The sequence below is a fragment of the Clostridium sp. ZBS2 genome (genome assembly GCF_023845855.1).
Classification (GTDB): Bacteria; Bacillota; Clostridia; order Clostridiales; family Clostridiaceae; genus Clostridium; species Clostridium aquiflavi.
On record NZ_JAMQIF010000026.1, the window covers coordinates 1 to 19,663 of the forward strand.

At 26.8% G+C, this 19,663-nt stretch carries 20 protein-coding genes, 1 tRNA gene and 1 riboswitch; of the genes, 16 read left to right on the forward strand and 5 right to left on the reverse strand.

All coding sequences use genetic code 11. The features are described from left to right. Positions 1-20: 20 nt before the first annotated feature. The gene (lepB, locus tag NG918_RS14200; protein ID WP_252213672.1) at positions 21-560 is read right to left on the reverse strand and encodes a signal peptidase I; all 540 of its coding nucleotides are present in this window, start codon (positions 558-560) and stop codon (positions 21-23) included. 345 nt (positions 561-905) lie between these two features. Here lepB and NG918_RS14205 point away from each other — a divergent pair, with 345 nt between their 5' ends. Together NG918_RS14205 and NG918_RS14210 are read left to right on the forward strand one after the other, a co-directional pair. Continuing rightward, positions 906-1,436 carry a hypothetical protein gene (locus NG918_RS14205; RefSeq protein WP_252213670.1) on the forward strand — a complete coding sequence of 177 codons (531 nt, stop codon included), beginning with the start codon at positions 906-908 and terminating at the stop codon, positions 1,434-1,436. A 332-nt stretch (positions 1,437-1,768) separates the two neighbouring features. Further along, on the forward strand, positions 1,769-2,683 hold the full coding sequence (locus tag NG918_RS14210) for an EamA family transporter (RefSeq protein WP_252213668.1): 915 nt from the start codon (positions 1,769-1,771) through the stop codon (positions 2,681-2,683). Positions 2,684-2,787: 104 nt separating this feature from the next. Here the strand turns inward: NG918_RS14210 and NG918_RS14215 are convergent, their stop codons facing one another. Beyond that, the gene (locus tag NG918_RS14215; RefSeq protein ID WP_252213666.1) at positions 2,788-3,264 is read right to left on the reverse strand and encodes a hypothetical protein; all 477 of its coding nucleotides are present in this window, start codon (positions 3,262-3,264) and stop codon (positions 2,788-2,790) included. Positions 3,265-3,732: 468 nt separating this feature from the next. On the opposite strand from NG918_RS14215, the gene NG918_RS14220 reads away from it, so the two are divergent. The 6 genes from NG918_RS14220 (at position 3,733) to NG918_RS14245 (ending at position 8,121) form a co-directional block, all read left to right on the forward strand. Then, a complete protein-coding gene (locus NG918_RS14220; protein WP_252213664.1) occupies positions 3,733-3,960 on the forward strand; it encodes a hypothetical protein in 228 nt (75 codons plus the stop codon). A 98-nt stretch (positions 3,961-4,058) separates the two neighbouring features. Continuing rightward, complete coding sequence (locus NG918_RS14225; protein WP_252226746.1) at positions 4,059-4,562, forward strand: GNAT family N-acetyltransferase; 504 nt, start codon at positions 4,059-4,061, stop codon at positions 4,560-4,562. Positions 4,563-4,597: 35 nt separating this feature from the next. Further along, complete coding sequence (locus tag NG918_RS14230; protein WP_252213660.1) at positions 4,598-5,407, forward strand: EcsC family protein; 810 nt, start codon at positions 4,598-4,600, stop codon at positions 5,405-5,407. A gap of 142 nt (positions 5,408-5,549) precedes the next feature. Beyond that, positions 5,550-5,714, forward strand: coding sequence for an aspartyl-phosphate phosphatase Spo0E family protein (locus NG918_RS14235; RefSeq protein ID WP_252213658.1), 165 nt, complete (start codon positions 5,550-5,552; stop codon positions 5,712-5,714). 199 nt (positions 5,715-5,913) lie between these two features. Continuing rightward, positions 5,914-6,933, forward strand: coding sequence for a stalk domain-containing protein (locus NG918_RS14240; protein ID WP_252226748.1), 1,020 nt, complete (start codon positions 5,914-5,916; stop codon positions 6,931-6,933). Positions 6,934-7,464: 531 nt separating this feature from the next. Continuing rightward, positions 7,465-8,121, forward strand: a complete 657-nt coding sequence (locus NG918_RS14245) for a 4Fe-4S binding protein (RefSeq protein WP_252226749.1) — start codon at positions 7,465-7,467, stop codon at positions 8,119-8,121. Between the two features lie 99 nt (positions 8,122-8,220). On the opposite strand, the gene NG918_RS14250 is transcribed toward NG918_RS14245, so the two are convergent. Then, positions 8,221-10,029 carry a thiol-activated cytolysin family protein gene (locus NG918_RS14250; RefSeq protein ID WP_252213651.1) on the reverse strand — a complete coding sequence of 603 codons (1,809 nt, stop codon included), beginning with the start codon at positions 10,027-10,029 and terminating at the stop codon, positions 8,221-8,223. 297 nt (positions 10,030-10,326) lie between these two features. Between NG918_RS14250 and trxA the strand changes: the two genes are divergently transcribed. The 5 genes from trxA (at position 10,327) to NG918_RS14275 (ending at position 15,761) form a co-directional block, all read left to right on the forward strand. Continuing rightward, a complete protein-coding gene (gene trxA / locus NG918_RS14255; RefSeq protein ID WP_035785593.1) occupies positions 10,327-10,644 on the forward strand; it encodes a thioredoxin in 318 nt (105 codons plus the stop codon). 1 nt (position 10,645) lies between these two features. Further along, complete coding sequence (locus NG918_RS14260; RefSeq protein ID WP_252213649.1) at positions 10,646-11,950, forward strand: cytochrome c biogenesis protein/redoxin; 1,305 nt, start codon at positions 10,646-10,648, stop codon at positions 11,948-11,950. A gap of 270 nt (positions 11,951-12,220) precedes the next feature. After that, positions 12,221-12,868 carry a hypothetical protein gene (locus NG918_RS14265; protein ID WP_252226752.1) on the forward strand — a complete coding sequence of 216 codons (648 nt, stop codon included), beginning with the start codon at positions 12,221-12,223 and terminating at the stop codon, positions 12,866-12,868. 141 nt (positions 12,869-13,009) lie between these two features. Next, a riboswitch (M-box (ykoK) riboswitch) is annotated at positions 13,010-13,160 on the forward strand. 68 nt (positions 13,161-13,228) lie between these two features. Continuing rightward, complete coding sequence (locus NG918_RS14270) at positions 13,229-13,738, forward strand: metallophosphoesterase (protein ID WP_252213645.1); 510 nt, start codon at positions 13,229-13,231, stop codon at positions 13,736-13,738. A gap of 514 nt (positions 13,739-14,252) precedes the next feature. Further along, positions 14,253-15,761: a DUF1846 domain-containing protein gene (locus NG918_RS14275; RefSeq protein ID WP_252226754.1), complete on the forward strand. Its 1,509-nt coding sequence runs from the start codon at positions 14,253-14,255 to the stop codon at positions 15,759-15,761. A 331-nt stretch (positions 15,762-16,092) separates the two neighbouring features. Here NG918_RS14275 and NG918_RS14280 read toward each other — a convergent pair whose 3' ends face one another. Further along, positions 16,093-16,851: a hypothetical protein gene (locus NG918_RS14280; protein ID WP_252226756.1), complete on the reverse strand. Its 759-nt coding sequence runs from the start codon at positions 16,849-16,851 to the stop codon at positions 16,093-16,095. Between the two features lie 432 nt (positions 16,852-17,283). Between NG918_RS14280 and NG918_RS14285 the strand changes: the two genes are divergently transcribed. Further along, a complete protein-coding gene (locus tag NG918_RS14285; protein ID WP_252213637.1) occupies positions 17,284-17,478 on the forward strand; it encodes a hypothetical protein in 195 nt (64 codons plus the stop codon). 105 nt (positions 17,479-17,583) lie between these two features. Here the strand turns inward: NG918_RS14285 and NG918_RS14290 are convergent. Next, positions 17,584-17,670 (reverse strand) — tRNA-Leu (locus NG918_RS14290). Between the two features lie 247 nt (positions 17,671-17,917). Here NG918_RS14290 and NG918_RS14295 point away from each other — a divergent pair. Both NG918_RS14295 and NG918_RS14300 read left to right on the forward strand, forming a co-directional pair. Continuing rightward, positions 17,918-18,610 (forward strand): iron-sulfur cluster assembly scaffold protein, encoded by a 693-nt coding sequence (locus NG918_RS14295; protein WP_017826199.1) that lies wholly within the window; start codon positions 17,918-17,920, stop codon positions 18,608-18,610. Positions 18,611-18,635: 25 nt separating this feature from the next. Beyond that, a complete protein-coding gene (locus NG918_RS14300) occupies positions 18,636-19,637 on the forward strand; it encodes a GGGtGRT protein (RefSeq protein ID WP_252213635.1) in 1,002 nt (333 codons plus the stop codon). Positions 19,638-19,663: the final 26 nt, after the last annotated feature.

Genomic DNA, 19,663 nt, shown 5'->3' on the forward strand with positions numbered 1-19,663 from the left:
AATTCCTAAAGAATTAAAAACTATTTTGCAAATCCAAAATCTTCAAATGGATAGAAAATGAATTTGAATTTTCCTTTTATATGAGAGCCGTCAATATAAGGATTTTTCCAAAGTCGAGCATCATTTGAATCAGGACGATTATCACCTAAAAAGAAATACTTTCCCTCAGGAACATCGAATTCACCGGAGTAGGAATAATCTTTATTCTTTACATAATCTTCAACCAGTTCTTCACCATTAATAAATACAACTCCATTTTTAATTTTTATTTTATCACCAGGTAAACCAATTAATCTCTTTACTAATGTTAAATTAAGCTCATCAGATTGAAATACTATTATATCTCCTCTTGTAATACTAGATAGATTATTAACTCTAGTTACAAGTGCCTTGTTATCTTCATTTATAGTTGGAATCATAGAACCAGTCGGAACAAAAACACTAAAAAACATAAATTTATTTATTAAAATTCCAAGTATAAGAGCTATAAGTATAGGTATAAGCCAATCTTTTAAAAAAATAATTTTACTTGATATAGTTTCTTTTTTTATTTCTTCCATGATAAGTACCCCCGTATTTTATGTATAGTGCTCTAATTATTTTTCCATATTTTAACTAAAATATATCATTACATAATGTTATTGTCAAATTGTTTATGTTAAGGTGCTAAATTATATTTTGTAATCATATATTTTAATAATGTAATGTAAAAGTGTAGTTTGAATCGAATTTTATATTTGATATTAGTTAGTGCAAATTGATAATGTATTTAGTTAATGCTTTAGCAAAATAATATATACATCAGCAAAGTGAGAGGTATTAATTTAATATGTCAATACATATTTAAGACATAGCTTATCTTTAAAATATGATCTTAAAAATAAGTAAAGTTAGGGTGTAGAGTAATGGATAAAAAGGTTTCTGATTTCTATTCAATTTTAAAACAGGAAAAAGATAATATAGAGGAATTTAGTAAAATAATTAAGGCAAGTGGTGAATTAACTAAAAGAATCAACATAGTGATTGGTGAAATGAATGCTATAAAGCAAGATATGATGGCATTAGAAGAAAATATAAATGAGGAAAAAGTTAAAACTGAAAATATAGAAGATAAGATAAATTATATAGTAACAAATGAAATTAAGGACAATATGGATACAGTTAAAGAAATACTTGCACATAATTTACCTAAGGATGTGAAAGCAGAATTTGCTAAGAATTCATATGAAGAATTTAATAAAAAAGTAATAGATTTAATGAAGTTTAACAATATAATTGGTGAAGTTATTATTTATAGCAATAATAACAATGAGTTAAAAGTTAATGTAAAGCTGTGGGGAGGAGAAGAAAAAGTTCAAGAGTTTACTATAAAAGAAAAGTATAGGATATTTAAAGTTATATCATTTATTCATACTAATTTAAGTTACGATGAATAAATGATATTAAATGTGTATTTAAAGTAATTACATTCTGTAAATGATTACAAAAACAATGGAAGAGTATTAATATAAATGCTTGAAAAAAAAATATATTAATATTATAATTTAAATAATAGGCTATGTTTAAAAACAGAGCCAAGTAATTAAATAATTATTGCCTAATGGCCATATATTTTTCAGTTTTTTGGTTTCAAAACGGGAGAATATATGGCTTTTTTTATTCTTTATGAAAGGAGATGAATATACACATTTACATAATTAGTTATACGTTAATGATAAAAATTTAAAGTAATTATTTTATATTACTGAAATTAAAAAAGGAGTTTATTATGAATTTATTTAAAAGTTCTTTATTTGTATTTTTAGGAGCTTGTTGTTATGGAGTATTATCGACACTAGTAAAATTAGCATATAATGATGGGTTTGTATTTAAAGATGTTGTTATGAGTCAATTTTTATTTGGATGGTTAACTATGTTAATCATAATGCTAATCTCATCTAGAAGAAATATTACGATAAAACAGTTCATTTCACTTGCATTAATCGGAATAAGTACATGTGCAACAACTGTTTTTTATTACTTATCTCTTGAAAGTATTCCAGCATCATTTGCTGTTGTACTATTATTTCAATTTACATGGATTGGAGTATTGATTGAATCCATAGTAGATAAGAAATTTCCATCAAAAATAAAAATATTATCTATTATAATATTATTTATTGGAACTATATTAGCTAGTGGGGTAATTAATAGTAATAACTTTAAGTGGAGCTTTAGTGGAATAATATTTGGACTTATGGCAGCGCTTTCATATTCTCTATTTGTATTTTTTAGTGGAAGAGTGGAAACTCAAATACCATCAGTTAATAGAAGCTTTTGTGTAACAACAGGAGCATTATTAGTTGCCTTTGCTATTTGTCCAAACTATTTCTCTAATGGATGTTTATCACAAGGAATATGGAAATATGGAATTATATTAGGCATATTTGGTGCTGTATTACCAGTGTTATTCTTTGCAATAGGGACACCTAAATTAAGTACAGGCCTATCAACTATTCTTGGAGCAGGAGAATTACCAGTAGCTATTATAGCGTCTATTGTTATTCTAAAAGAAGAGGTTTCTATGATAAAGTGGGTAGGAGTTATAATAATTTTAATAGGGGTTGCATTACCACAGTTAGTAAATTTAAAAAACAACAATTCAATAAAATTTTCTAAGGAACCTAATACTAACTTATCATAAAATATAATATCAATTTAAAATTAGGTTCTGTTTTAAATTAAATAAAAATAGTAGTTTCTAATAGTTAGAAGCTACTATTTTTTTATAAATAAGTTAGTTAATGATTATTTATATTCAGATTTTTTATCTATTTCACCAACACTTTTAATTAATTCATCTTCACATTTGTCATCTAATTTTTTAAAGCTTGATTTTAAGGAAATCCATTTTATAGCTTCAAAATAATCATGACTTTCAATTAAACCTTGATTCAATAAAACCATTAAACTATCCTTAAAATCTGCAGTATCTCTAGTGGAAAGCTTATCACCATGTTTTCTTATAATACCCATAATATCTAATTTACCATTATTTTTATAATCATGACTACTTATATTAATATTTAGCGCTTTTTCTATAATTGATATAGCAGTTTTTGCTTCATTAGATATATTGTTTTGAGTTTTTAATTGATTTACTATTTTATTTGATTTATTTAGAAAGTCAACAAAATTGGAATCTTTAAGCTTATTCAATTTATTATTAATATTTAAAGAATTATCAATATTAGAATTGGTAGTTTTCATATTTATAAATTCCATACAAACACTTTCTTTCTATAATAGTTTTTAATATTAAGCTATATTTTAGAATATTATTATATTTATATTATCGAATTAGTTTAAGGAAACTTTATACATTATTACAAAATTTTCCTGAAAAATTATAGATTTTATTAATCTATACTGTTCTTAGGTTATATAGTGTAGAATAGAAATAGAGAAAAGATTTCAATGATATTGTATATTAAAGAATAATGTTTATATTCTTTACAAATTGTTATACTTGTAAAAATATTTAGTTGTGTTAAAATATTTTATTATACCAATAAATGGAAAATGATATTAAAGTGAATATATTTGAATTTAGAAGAGAGATTATAAATATATATTAAAAATAATTATATGTTATTAGTAAATAAAATTTTAGAACTAGTATATACTTTATTAAAAGATATGAATAAATGTTAGCTGTAAGATAAATTTACAATAAAAATAGGGGGAAGAAGAATGGAGTACATGGTTAATAAACAATTAGGATGTGTGGATGTAATTTTGAAAAATGGATTATTTAGAAAAACATCTTATGGAGATTGTATTTTCAAATCAGAAAGTGGAGAAATAGATAAATTTACAAAGACTGCTAATATGACAGATGAAAAATATAATGAAGAATTTATGAAATTTTGCAGTAAACACAATGTTAATGGTAAAAAAGTTTTGGAACTTTTAGAATAGAAATATTATAATATAATCACATAATTTAGAAAGTAAAAATACATTTAAGTAATTTAAAGCAACTTAAATGTATTTTTATTTATGAAAGAAGGGTGTATATGGAATTAAAAAAATCAATAGAAGAAGATATAAGTAATATAATGAAAGTTATTAATGAGGCACAAATATATTTTAAAGAACAAAAAATAAATCAGTGGCAAAATAATTATCCTAACATTGATACAATAAAAGAAGATATTAAAAATGATTATTCATATGTATTTTTAAAAGATAAACAAATTGTTGCTACAGTAGCAATTTCTTTTGATGGAGAAAAATCATATGATACTATTTGTGATGGCAAATGGATTAGTAATTGTAAATATGCGGTTATTCATAGAATGGCTGTAAATAACATGTATAAGGGGGAAGGGATAGCATCTAAAATTATTAAAAATATAGAAAAAATTTGTTTAAATAAAGATATACATAGTATAAAAATAGACACACATATAGAAAATAAACCTATGCAAAATTTACTTAAAAAGAATAACTTTCAGTATTGCGGTATAATATACTTAGAAGATAAAAGTGAAAGAATAGCTTTTGAAAAGGTAATATAAAATAAAATTTAATATTGATTGGGAGCATTAAAATTATGAAAAGAATTTTATCTAAAAAAGAAAAAGTTTTAACAAAACAATTGAAAATTATTAGTAAAAAAGAAGAAAATTTATTAGTAGAACAGAAAGAAAGCTTTTTAAATAAAAAAATATCACCATATAAGAATAAGCTAGAAGAAAAAATTCCAGATAAACTTGAAGAAACTTTGCAATTAGCATTTGAAAAAGGTTTTAATATTGTTTTTAAAAAAGGTGTAAAAATTATTGAAAAAAGTTTTGATAAAGAGAAAATAAATGAAGAGTTTAATATAGATGATTATGCTGTAAATATACAAACTAATAAAAAGAATATAAATAGAATTGATAAAAAAACAAATAGAAAAGTATTTTTAAATAAATCAATAGGTGTATTAGAAGGCGGAATACTAGGAGTTTTAGGTATAGGTTTACCTGATATTCCAATTTTTATAGGGGTTATATTAAAAACTATTTATGAAATAAGCTTAGGATATGGTTTCCACTATGATAATGATGATGAAAGAATATATATTTTAAACGTTATTTCTAGTGCTATGACTACAGGAGAAGAAAAAAGAAAATATCTTGAAGAGATTGATAAAGTAGGAGAACAAATAAATAATGGGATTAAAATAGAACATAGTGTAGACGAATTAATTAATGAAACATCTAAAAAAATGGCATCTTCAATGCTGACAAGCAAATTTATACAAGGATTACCTATAATCGGTGTTGTAGGTAGTTTTACTAATTATAAAACTATAAAAGATATTAGTAAGATAGCTAAAGTTAAGTATAAGAAGCGATATTTAAAAAAACTTAAATAGTTAAATAAGTATATATAAGAACTCTATTGATTGGATAGGGTTCTTTTTATTTGTATTATGTTTTATAAAACACAGTCTTATTTTAAAGTAAGAGACCTTCAGACGCTGATAATTAAATAGCGAAAGGAGGTGTAATATTATAATGGTTGAAGAAATGAATAACAAAATCTTAAAATTAAGACAAGCTTTGCAAAAACTTATAAGTGAAGAAAACAATTTATTAAATCCTAAAGTTATTGCAGCTAGTCAAGAACTTGATGAAGTTCTAAACGAGTATAATAAATTACTCAAAGAACTAAAAAAGTAAAGTGAAAAAGGGGAGGAATACTTCTTATTCCTCCTTTTATATATTTATAACTTAAAGTACATAAATAGAGAAAATATTATTGAAAAAAAATATATTAATTATAATTTTTTAATAGAAAATAATTTTTTAATAATAAATTTCTAATAAGTGCAACATTTTCCTGAGTAGAATTGTTTTATAAGTGAAGGAGATGATTAAAATGAAAATAACAAAAAGAATTTTAGGAAGCGCTATAGCTTTAACAGTTCTTATGGGAGTGCCACAATATGTATCTGCCAATGTACTAACTACATCAGATAATGTGGCAGCAACAGAAAGCCAAGAAGTATTTAATATGCCAAAATTCTCAACAGCATGGGGAAGCGTAAAGGAGAAGGGTAATAAGCAAATTCATATTAAAAATTCAAGTAACATGAACAATGATATGATATTAAATATATCTGATGAAACTAAGATAATAGATGCAGTTAGTGGATTACCAGTTGCTATTAATGATATAAATATAAATGATGATATTTATGCATATACTAGCCCAATAATGACAATGAGCTTACCACCTATAACTACGGCAGAAGCTATTATTGTTAATATACCCCAGGATTTTAAAGTTCCTAATTATATGGAAGTTCAGGATATAAAGAAAAATGATGATGGAAGTATAACTGTTACAAGTGATGATGGATTACTACAAGCAACATTAAATAAGGATACGAATATATCTCCTTACTTAACAAGAAATATTGTAACTATGGATAATATTGAGGTTGGATCAAAAATATTTTTATGGACAAAGTATAATCCAAATGAACCTCAAACTTTACAGCTTCCAGAAAAGGTAAATGTAGAAAAGTGCTTACTTATGCCTTATGAATATAGTGGACTAATTAAAGCTTCTGCAGATAAGTTAAGTGTTAATGGGGAAGATATTAATTTTAAAGCTAGTGAAGCTCCATTTATGGAAGGTGAAACATTAATGCTTCCATTAAATTTAGTTTCAGAAAAACTTGGATATGAAGTTAAACCTTTTAATAAAACAACTATGCTTAACATTACAAAAGAAGGTTTTAAAACTTATACTGTAGCTATTGATAGCGAGATGTTAGAAACAAAAGATACTGGGTATTATTTAAGAAATAAAACAATGGTAAAAAATAATACTATATTTGTAAGTTCAGAATTATTTACCTTAGCTGAAAATGCTAAGGTAGTAGTAGAATAGTTTAATAAGGATGTGTTTTAGTATTGTGTTCAAATATTCATAAACAATTTGGATGAGCAGTTAAAACACAGGTTATATAAAAATAAGTATATAAAAAAATAAGTATATAAAAAAATAAGTATATAAAAAATTCAGTATATAAAAAATTTAGTATAATAAGATTACAATTTCCAAAATAAATATTAAAAAATAAATAAAAAATTTCTAAAATAAATAATAAACATTAAAAACAAATAAATAATTTCTAAAATATAATATGAATGTAAGTTTACAAGAATATAGTCTATGATACAAAACTATTTGTTAGTATCATAGACTATATTTTTTTGTTTATATATAGTTTATTTTAAAAATAATATAAATTTCTATTTTAATAGATATAAAAAACAATATATTAAAAGTTTTTTAATATGTGATAAAGTTACAGAAAAATAAAGGTTTATCTAATAAAATGAAAAAAGATAAACTGATCTGTACACAATGAAATAGAAATTTTAATTTAATATAATATGTAAATTGGGAGGAATTCTAGTGAAAAAATTTTTAGAATTATGGAAAAAATATTCATTTATAATGTTAATAGCTTTTATAATATTAGGACTAATTGATTTAAGATTTGCTTTGTTAGCTATTATATGTATGGTTGCACCTATAATTGTTTCTGTTGCTAAGGGGAGATTTTGGTGTGGTAATTTATGTCCAAGAGGAAATTTTTATGACAATGTAGTTTCTAAATTTAGCAATAAAAGAAAAGTACCTAAATTTTTAAAATCTTATTATTTTAGAGCAATAGTAGTTGTTGTTATGATGTCTATGTTTGGTATAGGAATTAAACAAAACTTAGGAAATTTATATGGTATTGGCATGGTATTTTATAGAATGATCGTTGTAACAACTTTAATAGGAATAGTATTATCTTTATTCTATAATCATAGAACTTGGTGTCATTTTTGTCCTATGGGAACTATAGCATCAGTTATATCAAAATTTAGGAAAAACAAAAAAGTATTGCAAGTATCATCTTCATGTGTATCTTGTAAAATATGTGAAAAAAAATGTCCTTTAGGAATAGTTCCTTATGAATATAAGGGGGATATTTTAAGTCATCCTGATTGCATACAATGTGGACAATGTGTAACAGTATGCCCTAAACAAGCAATAGGATATGATAAAATCACATTAAAATAGAAATATAATTAAAATAAAAGGTTAAAATAAACTATACGTAAGTTAAGTTTATTTTAACCTTATTTTTGGGTGTTTAATAAAAAAGTGATGTTTTAAAATTTAAATTTCTGGTTCAACAGATTTTTTAGGATATAATGTTGTACCCCATATTGAGAATGTTCTTTCTTTTACTAGTGGGATATTTTGAGCATCTATAACTTGTCTCCACCATTCCCATGCAAGGCCTGTACACTCCCATGCTTTAACGGAAATATTTCTAGCATTTCCTTTTAGATATATTTCTGTATTAAAGTGAGCAGTTTTATCTTTATCACTTCCAGACCAAATCTTATGCTCTATTATTTCATTACCATCTTTATCATAGCTAACTTCATCCCAAGTTACTTCAAATTGAGCAACATAAGCACCACTATGATCAAGAACAATTTTACCATTAGTATATTCTGTTGATGTTGTTTCAATATACTCTGTTTTATTATTTACACTAGCAATTCTATTATCTTTTAAGAATGTACTTGTGTATGAAATAGGATAGCCAGGATTTTTAGGACTATATACTGAATTGTTTTGTATTATATTTTGTATTTCATTAAAATCTTTAGTAACTACTTTGTTATGGGCTTCAGCACCACCACCAAGAACTGTAGCTGTAAATGAACTTTGCTCTAAGATATCTTCATATTCTGTGTTACCACTGATATCTTGGTTAGAGACTAAAGCTTTAAATGCTGCTTTAACATTTGCACTCTTAGATGTAGTTTCAAGTTTTACATAAATTGTTCTACCATAAGCTACATTAGAAACATATGCAGGTGGATTTTCGTTATCTACACCTTTTAAAGCTAATTCATCAAAGCGTACATTGTCGCCAAATAAGTCAGAAGGTTTTTCAGGCGCATCTACACTAACTGTATAGAATATTTGTTTATATGCAACAACCATAGCTTGTTTTTCACCTTTAAATATAGAATTGAAATCTATATTTAATGCTTTGTCTAAAATTTTGAAATTGCAACCAAACATTGTAGATAATTGAGATTTACTATATACCATAGCATCAGTATAGCTCATTCTTGTGGGAATAGTATATTTAGATGCGTATTTTGTATTCCAAGTATCTAATAGAGAATTTATTGAAGAATTTACAGTAGAGTATGTTGGTGAATTAACAACTTTACTACCATCATCACTCATTCCAGGTAAGTCAACACTTATAGTTATTGGTTTTCTTTTACAAGAAATTATATCTGGTTTGTTTTCTACAAGATTTCTATTTGCAAGTTGAATAGCACCAGGGTAAGTTCTATCGTTAATTGAGTCTATTATTGAAATATCTGCAGTAGAGTCAGATATACTTTTCTTTTCTCTTTTTACTACAATATATTTATTTGGAGTATCAAAACCTTGAGCAGGCACAAAGCTATCAACGCTTTCACCTTTTGAAGATAGTATCTTATCAGGGTTATATGATAAGCCATAGATATTTTTATCGATATCATTAATTTCATTTTTTAAAGTATCTCTTATAAGAGGTATATCTTCTATAATTGGTTCTTCAATAGATTTGATAGGATCAACTATAGGATTAATAGTAATGGGGTTAATAGCTTGTACAGAATCTGTATTTAGTAAGTCACCATCTGTTTGTGTGTCCTCATCTAATACGTTTTTTTCAGATAAACTATTATCTGTTTTATTATCTGATACAACATTTTTTGTTTCATCACTAATATTTTCAGTAATCACATTTTTATCTGTAGTTTCTTTTGCAGAATTATCTTCTGTTATGCCTGATAGAAAAACATTGTTATTAGTTTTAAAATCACTAATATATGCAAATCCATTGATAAGCATAACTGCTAATAATCCTTGTGCAAATGACTTAAGAAGTTTTTTAGTAGTTTTCATTTAATTTTCCCCCTTTTTTGTATAGTTATAATATTTGGTGCTGGTTATTTATACGGACAAAAATCAAGAAACTTTAGAAAAAAAAGAGAAAACAGAGGATAAATACCAATTAATATATTGCATAGGCTTTATAGGACGATATATTTTTAAACATTACTACTAATAATTAAAATAATAAATATAGTATTTTATAGTAATTTAATGTGATTAAGTCACTTAAGTATTATAGAAATACAAGTATAATAAAATTAACAAATACAATTATAATATGTTTTAAATATGATAGGAGGCTTTATTATGGCTAAAATTATAAATAGCAGAGAATTTATGGAAAATGTAGAAAATACTAAGGGAGTAGTAGTGGTTGACTTTTTTGCAAATTGGTGTGGTCCATGTAAGATGTTAGCACCTATCTTTGAAGAAGTTAGTAACGAATTTAATGATAAGGCTAAATTGTTTAAATTAGATGTAGATGAAAGTGGAGAAGTAGCACAAAAATACGGAGTTTTTTCTATTCCCACAATGATAATATTTAAAGATGGAAAAGCAGTAGAAAACTTAACTGGATTTATGCCAAAAGAAAATATAACAAATAAATTAAAGGCTTATTTATAAAATGTTTGAAGGAATAACCTCTGTAAGTAATGTGAGTTATTTATTAGTATTTTTTGAGGGGATAGTTTCATTTCTATCCCCTTGTGTATTACCTTTAATACCACTTTACATTGGGTATTTAGCAGGAAATGCTAAAAAACAAAATAATGATGGTACATATACTTATGAAAGAAAAAAAGTATTATTTCACACTATATTTTTTGTACTAGGAATTTCAACAGCTTTTTTCATATTAGGAATTTCATTTACCACAATAGGAACATTTTTTAATAATAATAAAATGATTTTCACTAAAATTAGTGGAATTATAATAATTATTTTAGGTTTATTTCAAATGGGAATTTTTGAATTTAAATTTTTGCAAAGAGAACGTAAATTAAAAATAAACTTAAATGGAAAGAAGGTAAATCCCTTAATAGCTTATATAATGGGATTTACATTTAGCTTTGCATGGACACCTTGTGTTGGTCCAGCATTATCATCAGTTTTAATTCTTGCATCAAGTGCTAAAGATGCAGCTATTGGAAATTTATTGGTTTTAATATATTGCTTAGGCTTTGTAATACCATTTTTAATATTAGGTCTTTTTACAACTCAAGCTTTAAATTTTATAAAAAATAATAAAAATGTTATGAAGTATACAATAAAAATAGGTGGAGTCCTAATGATAATTATGGGAGTAATGACTTTTACAGGATGGTTAAATAATGTTACAGGTTATTTAAATCAAGTAGGAAGTAATGAAAATACTAAATTAACCTCAGAAGAAAAAGAAGAAATTAAAAGAGAAGAACAATATATTAAAGAATCAGAAGAAAGAAATAATTCTAATAGTACAAATTCAAGTAATGAAGATATAGAAAAGGAACCTTTGCAACCATCATTTGATTTTACGTTAAAGGATCAGTATGGAAATGTTCATAAATTATCTGATTATAAAGGTAAAACTGTATTTTTAAATTTCTGGGCAACATGGTGTCCGCCATGTCGTAGGGAGATGCCTCATATAGAAGAGCTGTATAAAGAATTTAATTATAATAAAGATGATGTTATTATCTTAGGATTAGCTCAACCAGGTGGAGAAGAAAAGGACATAGAAGGAATTAAACAATTCTTAAATGAGCAGGGATATACATTCCCAGTAGTTTTTGATGAGAGTGGAGAGGTATTTAATAATTATAGAATAATGTCTTTACCAACTACATTTATGATAGATAAAGATGGAAATGTTTATGGCTATGTAAATGGTGCTTTAAGCAAGGAACAAATGAAAAGCATAATAAATGAAACTAAAGAAAATAGATAGAAAAAAATTAATATTAAATTTAAGATAAGCTATAGGACATTTTGTTTTAAGGTTAAGGGAATTATAAGAAAAATCAAACAATTTTTGAAAAAGAATCTAAGGATATACAGGAAGTTTATATTATATTGTCCAATTATCAACTATATATTTAAGTGAAATTTTTAATTATAATAAGGTCATGAAGTTGAGGAACATAAAACAAGTAACAACTTCAAAATTAAAAATAGTAATTTTTTAAGTTACTAAATTTAAATTAAAAGGGGAATTAACATGAATAAAAAGAAGTTTATTGTGATTTTATCTGTAGTTAGTACGTTATTAATTGGAGGAACAGCAAGTTTTGCTTGTACTAGAAATGTAAGTGCACAAGCAGTAACTACACAAGCAATTGAAGGTACTAAAGAGGATACAGAGTCTAAAGATGCAAATACAGAAGTTAATCAAGTAATTCCAGAAGCTAATGATCAAAAAGTAGAATCTACAGATGCAGCAGCATCTAAGGTAAGTAATGAAGCTACTAAAGGTAATACAGAAGTTAATACAGAAGTTAATGATCAAAAAGCAGAATCTACAAATACAGCAGTGCCTGAGACTAGTAATGAAGCTACAGTGAATTCAGGTGAAAATGAAGCGAAATCTACAAATAATTGCACAAATTCTTGTGCAAACACGTCAGATAATACATGTAGCACTGATTGTACAAATTCAGAAAATAATTGTTCAAATTCTTGCGCAAATGGATCAGATAACAAATGTAACACTGACTGTACAAACTCAGCAAACGGATGCACTAGTGCAGAAAATCAATGTTCAAACGTTAAAGTTATAGAAGGTCAAAATTCATTTAATGGTAAAGGAACTTGTCAAGGAACTTGCCCAACACAACAAATGATACAAAGTTGCCTAAATAAAAAATAAAGTAAAAGATTGAAAATATTCCCCAAATAATAATATTAGATAAAGTTAAGGGAAGTATTGAAACCAATTGATAATAAAGTTGTTGACAAATTTCATGCAGGTACATATACTAATATAATATTAAAAAAATTATAACAATTGAATAAGAATCAGTAGGTGAGGTTACCATAGGGATACTGGTTGCTGCCTCGGAGTAGTAGAGACACTATGAGAAGGTTAGCAGGATACGTTGATTTTAAGGCGTATTCTAATTTGCCCTATGAAGCTAAAGCTTTAACGAAAGGTTTATTTATAACGTGTATTTTATGTCCTCGTTCAGTTTTTAGCTGAGCGAGGATTTTTATTTTATAAGGAGATACAATGAAAAAGATATTTTTTATAGGAGATACTCATTTTGGAGATAGTCAGATTATTGATTATGAACAAAGACCATTTGCTAATGTAGAAGAAATGGATATAGAATTAATTAATAGATGGAATTCTGTTGTAACAGATGATGATACAGTTTTTATGATAGGTGATTTTTCTCTTTATCCTAAGGAAAAGACTACAGAGATATGTAATAAATTAAAAGGGCAAAAGATCTTGATTGTTGGCAATCATGACAGTAATTCAGAAGAATATTATTATGAATGCGGATTTAAGAAGGTATATCAATATCCAATAATTTTGGATGAATTCTGGATGATTTCACATAAACCATTATATTTAAATAAAAATATGCCTTATGCCAATATTTATGGTCATGTACATGGAAATGAAATGTATGTTGATTATTCAAAACAATCATTTTGTGCATGTGTAGAACGTATAAATTATACTCCTATTTCTTGGGAACAAATAAAAGAAAAGATGAACCTTTTCTCTTAACTTAATAGGTGAATATTTAAAAATTCATATACTTTTAAAAAAATAAGTTCTCCAAATAAAAAAATACAAACTTATTATAGTTTTATTTAAGGTTTTGGAGAATTGCAATATTTAACACATATTATTATATTTAATATAATTTATTTATACATATCAACATATCAATGTACTTATATTTATTAAACCAATTATATGTTGTTTTTAATATTAAATATATTTTTTGTTTTTATAAATTATGTGAACAATTACAGGGAAATATAAAATTATGAATATAAAAAATTTAAAAGCTGTATATAAAAAATAATTTATCAAGAATTAAATTAAAAGATTTATTACTTTTGTTTGATGTAGTATGACTTTAGCGTTGATGGGAATTTATGGTGATATGATACAAGCAAGATTAAGCTAATTTAAAATTTCATAAAGTGGAAAAAATTAAATTTACAATGACCTTATTTTATGAAATAATGTAATAATGAATTTTTAGTAAGCAAGAAGTGAGTGAGGTAACATAATGAAAATAGGATTTGATCATGAAAAATATTTAGAGGAACAATCAAAGTATATCTTAGAGAGAGTTGATAGCTATGATAAGCTATATTTAGAATTTGGTGGCAAACTTTTTAATGATAGACATGCAATGAGAGTTCTTCCAGGATTTGATGAAAATGCAAAGATTAAATTACTGCACAAGTTAAAAGAAAAAGTTGAAGTAGTAATATGTGTTTATGCAGGAGATATAGAAAGAAACAAAATAAGAGGCGATTTTGGTATTACATATGATATGGATGTCTTAAGACTTATTGATGACTTAAGAACTTATGAATTAGAAGTTAATAGTGTAGTTATTACAAGATATAATGGTCAACCTGCGACTACAGTATTTATAAATAAGCTTGAAAGAAGAGGCATCAAAGTTTATAAGCATAAATCAACAAAAGGATATCCAACAGATGTTGATACAATAGTTAGTGAAGAAGGTTACGGACAAAATCCATATATTGAAACTACAAAACCAATAGTAGTTGTAACAGCACCAGGTCCTGGTAGTGGAAAACTTGCTACTTGTCTTAGTCAATTATACCATGAATCAAAAAGGGGAAATGCTGCGGGATATTCTAAATTTGAAACATTCCCAGTATGGAATGTTCCATTAAAACATCCATTAAATATAGCATATGAAGCTGCAACGGTTGATTTAAAGGACGTTAATATGCTTGATTCATTCCATATGGATGCATATAATAAGGTTACTGTAAATTACAATAGAGATATTGAAAGCTTTCCAGTGTTAAAGAGAATAATAGAAAAGATTACAGGTAAAGAATCTATTTATAAATCACCAACTGATATGGGCGTTAACAGAGTTGGGTTTGGAATAGTTGATGATGATGCAGTTAAAGAAGCATCAAAGCAAGAAATAATAAGAAGATACTTTAAAACTGGTTGCGATTATAAAAAAGGATATGCAGATAAAGAAACTTTTGATAGATCTAAATTAATAATGGAAGAAGTAGACTTAAAGGAAACTGATAGAAAAGTTGTTCTTCCAGCTAGAGAAAAATCTGCAAAGTTAAAAATGGCTACAGATGAAAATGAAATTTGTCCAGTAGTAGCATTAGAATTAAGTGATGGAACAATTTTAACAGGAAAGAGCTCAGATTTAATGGATGGGGCTGCAGCTGTAACAATTAATGCTATAAAATATTTAGCTAATATTTCAGATGATATATACTTAATTTCACCTGTTATATTAGAACCAATAATGAACTTAAAGTCTAAGACTTTTAATGAAAAGAATATATCATTAAATTGTGAAGAAGTTCTTACAGCGTTAAGTATTTCAGCAGCAACAAATCCAACAGCACAAGTTGCTATGGAAAAATTACCTTTATTAAGAGGTTGTCAAGCTCACGCTACAACTATATTATCAAGAGCAGATGATACAACTTTAGGAAAATTAGGAATAGATGTTACATGTGATCCTAATTATCCATCAGAAAGTCTTTATTATAATAACTAAATTGTTTATTTAAAACAGAGCTTTAGTTAAAAATTAAAATATCAAAAGACTGTAATGAGATTTGTATAGAAATAAATCTTATTACAGTCTTTTATTTTTATATTAATTATATGTGAAAATGCAAAAGAAATGGCAAGAGTTAAAAAGTAGAATGAAGAGCGTGATTTAGTTTGTAAGAAAGAGATTCCGTATTATATTTTTCTCCAATTCATTAAAAATAGTAGTAATTGTATTAAATTCTAAAAATCTAAAATTCTTAAGAAGAAAAGAAGTTTAGATTTTTAGAATAAATAAATTTTAGAATTTAAGAATTTGCTTATGTGATGCGTGTTTAATCACCACATTCTTCTTTATATAGACTTTCTAAATAGTAATGATCTGTTAGTTTTTTTGTTAAGTTATCCCATGAATAAATTCTTCTTTGAAGCTCTATTCCAAACTCACGTTTCATTTTAATTTTAGATTCATTTAAATGAGGTTCATTTTCAAATTCCTCAAAACTTTTTAATTTTTGTGTTTCATAATCTGTAAGAAAGGAAATAATGTATCTTCCATGTTCTTGTGATTGCTCTTCTAAGTCAAATTTTATGGTATTAATAAGGCCACATATTACAAAGTGTTCTTCATAAAGTCCTTTGGCTCCATATGATCGTAACTGTTTATAAAATTCATCTTTTAACTCTATTAAATACGGAGTATTGTTAATAACACCTTCTTTTGGAGCGTATTTTTTCATTAACATAAATCCTCGTGCAATTCCTCCAATGCTTCTTATAGCAATATTGGTTAAGTCAATGGCATCTGAAATATATTCTTTAGTATTAATTTCTTCTATAAATGTATCAAATGCTTTTATGAAATTTTCTATAAGTAATCCTTCACTTAAGGAATCTTCTTGTCTTACTTCTTCTCTTAATGTTTCTCTAATTATGAAGAAATCACATAGTTCTTCTAACTCACAATCAGACATATTATCATCATCTATATTTAAAATAAGCTCATTAACTTTTCTTGTTAAAGTTGGCTTGAGATCTTCAATATTGGTACTATCTAATTTATTTAATAAATCTTTTATTTCTTTATAAAACATATTTTCCTCCTAAAAATTTTTGCTCATAGCTTTATGTGTGTAAGGTATATAATAGGAAATTATTCGGTTTTGAAGTTATTTATATATTAATTGATTTTATATAAAATGTATCTTTTTATTTATATAAAGTTTATTAATATGACTTCAGTGTATTTTTTTTATTTGCTTTGAAATGTATCTCTATGATAAATTGATTATAACATATTTTGTAAATGTAAAGGTGCTTAGAATTTCTAAGGGGGTAAAATAGAACTTTAGATGTTGTTTTGGGGAGAGGAATATGTTGCTTAGCGAGGAATGAGATTAGCAACATAGCCCGCATTTCCATAGGAAATACGTTCCTCAGAAATTCTCGTAGTTATAGGTAACTTGTTTGAATATTTAAATGATAAATATGATGATGATAAAAAGCTTAATGAGGAGGTATTAAAGATGACTAAAACTTTATATGATCCTGAAGTTGAAAAAAGGGGAATAGAAAAAGGAATAGAAAAAGGTGAAGAAATAAAAGCAAAGAAATCAGCAGAAAATCTTTTAAAGCTTGGAGTAAGTGAAGAAATAGTGGCACAAGGAGTAGGACTTACAATAGAAGAAGTAAGAGAAATAAAAAAATTACTTGTTCATTAATAGTAACTTTTAGAAATATTCAATAAATAAAAATTAGTAAACAAAGAAAAATGGCTGTACTACAAGGTATTTAAACCAAGTAATACAGCCATTCTTATAAATAAATGGTGCCGCTAGCCGGATTCGAACCGGCACGATATCACTACCAGAGGATTTTGAGTCCACCACGTCTGCCAATTCCATCATAGCGGCATATTCATATTGTTGAACAAGTGATATTTTACCATAGTATAAAATATAATTCAAGTTAAATTTTTATATATTTTTTTATCAAAATTTTTAAATAAAGGTTGTTACATAATAAATCATTTGCTAGAATAGGAATAGGGCATTGATATCCCGGTGGGATGTTTTTAAGCCCAGTACTATATTAAAAAAGATAAATTTTAAGTTTTTATTATAGTACTTATCTATTAATTAGGGAGAGGAGCAAATTTATATGATGTATTCAAAAGAAGTTGAAGAAATGTGTGTAGTTGCTAAGGGTCCTAATCACGGACCAGCACCAATTCCTGCAGAAGGAAAATGGGTACAATCTAAAGAAGTAACTGATATATCAGGATTAACTCATGGAATAGGTTGGTGTGCACCACAACAAGGAGCTTGTAAATTAACTCTAAATGTTAAGGACGGTATAATCGAAGAAGCTTTAGTAGAAACAATAGGATGTTCAGGAATGACTCATTCAGCTGCAATGGCTTCAGAAATATTACCAGGAAAGACTATATTAGAAGCATTAAACACAGATTTAGTTTGTGACGCTATAAACACAGCTATGAGAGAATTATTCTTACAAATAGTTTATGGAAGAACTCAAACTGCATTCTCAGAAGGTGGATTACCAGTAGGAGCAGGACTTGAAGATTTAGGAAAAGGTCTAAGATCACAAGTTGGTACTATGTACGGAACTCTTGCTAAAGGACCTAGATACTTAGAAATGGCTGAAGGATATGTTACTGACGTAGCTTTAGACGAAGATAAAGAAATTATCGGATACAAATTCGTTAATTTAGGAAAAATGATGGAAAACATAGGCAAGGGTATGGATGCTAATAAAGCATTAGAAGAAGCTAGAGGACAATACGGAAGAGTTGCTGACGCTGCTGAATTAATGGACCCAAGACATAAATAATTATTTGTAAAGGAGGATTTTTATTATGGCAATATTTGAAAGTTATGAAAGAAGAATTAATCAAATCACTCCAGTACTAGAAAAGTACGGAATGAAAACTCTAGAAGATGCGCAAGCAGTTTGTGAATCAATAGGAATTGATCCATGTACAATAGCTAAAGAAACTCAACCAATAGCGTTTGAAAATGCTGGATGGGCTTATACTTTAGGTGCTGCTATAGCTATAAAGAAAGGTTGCAAAAAAGCTGCTGAAGCTGCTGAAGCAATCGGAGAAGGATTACAAGCATTCTGTATCCCTGGATCAGTTGCTGATGATAGAAAAGTTGGTTTAGGACATGGAAACTTAGGAGCTATGCTTTTAAGAGAAGAAACTAAATGCTTCGCATTCTTAGCAGGACACGAAAGTTTCGCTGCTGCTGAAGGTGCTATCAAAATAGCTGAAAAAGCTAACAGAGTAAGAAAAGAACCATTAAGAGTTATATTAAACGGTCTTGGAAAAGATGCTGCATTCATAATCTCAAGAATTAATGGATTCACTTACGTTCAAACTAAATTTGACTACTACACTGGAGAAGTTAAAGTAGTTAAAGAAAAAGCATACTCAAACGGAGAAAGAGCTAAAGTAAGATGTTACGGTTCTGACGATGTTAGAGAAGGTGTTGCTATCATGCATATGGAAGGCGTTGACGTATCAATCACTGGTAACTCAACTAACCCAACAAGATTCCAACATCCAGTTGCAGGAACATACAAAAAAGAATGTATGGAACAAGGTAAGAAATACTTCTCAGTAGCATCAGGTGGTGGTACTGGAAGAACTCTTCACCCAGATAACATGGGAGCAGGTCCAGCTTCTTACGGTATGACTGATACTATGGGAAGAATGCATTCAGATGCACAATTCGCAGGATCATCATCAGTTCCAGCTCACGTTGAAATGATGGGTCTTATCGGAATGGGTAACAACCCAATGGTAGGATGTACTGTTGCAGTAGCTGTTGCTGTTGAAGAAGGAATGAACAAATAGTCTTTTTGTTCAATAATAATAAAGTT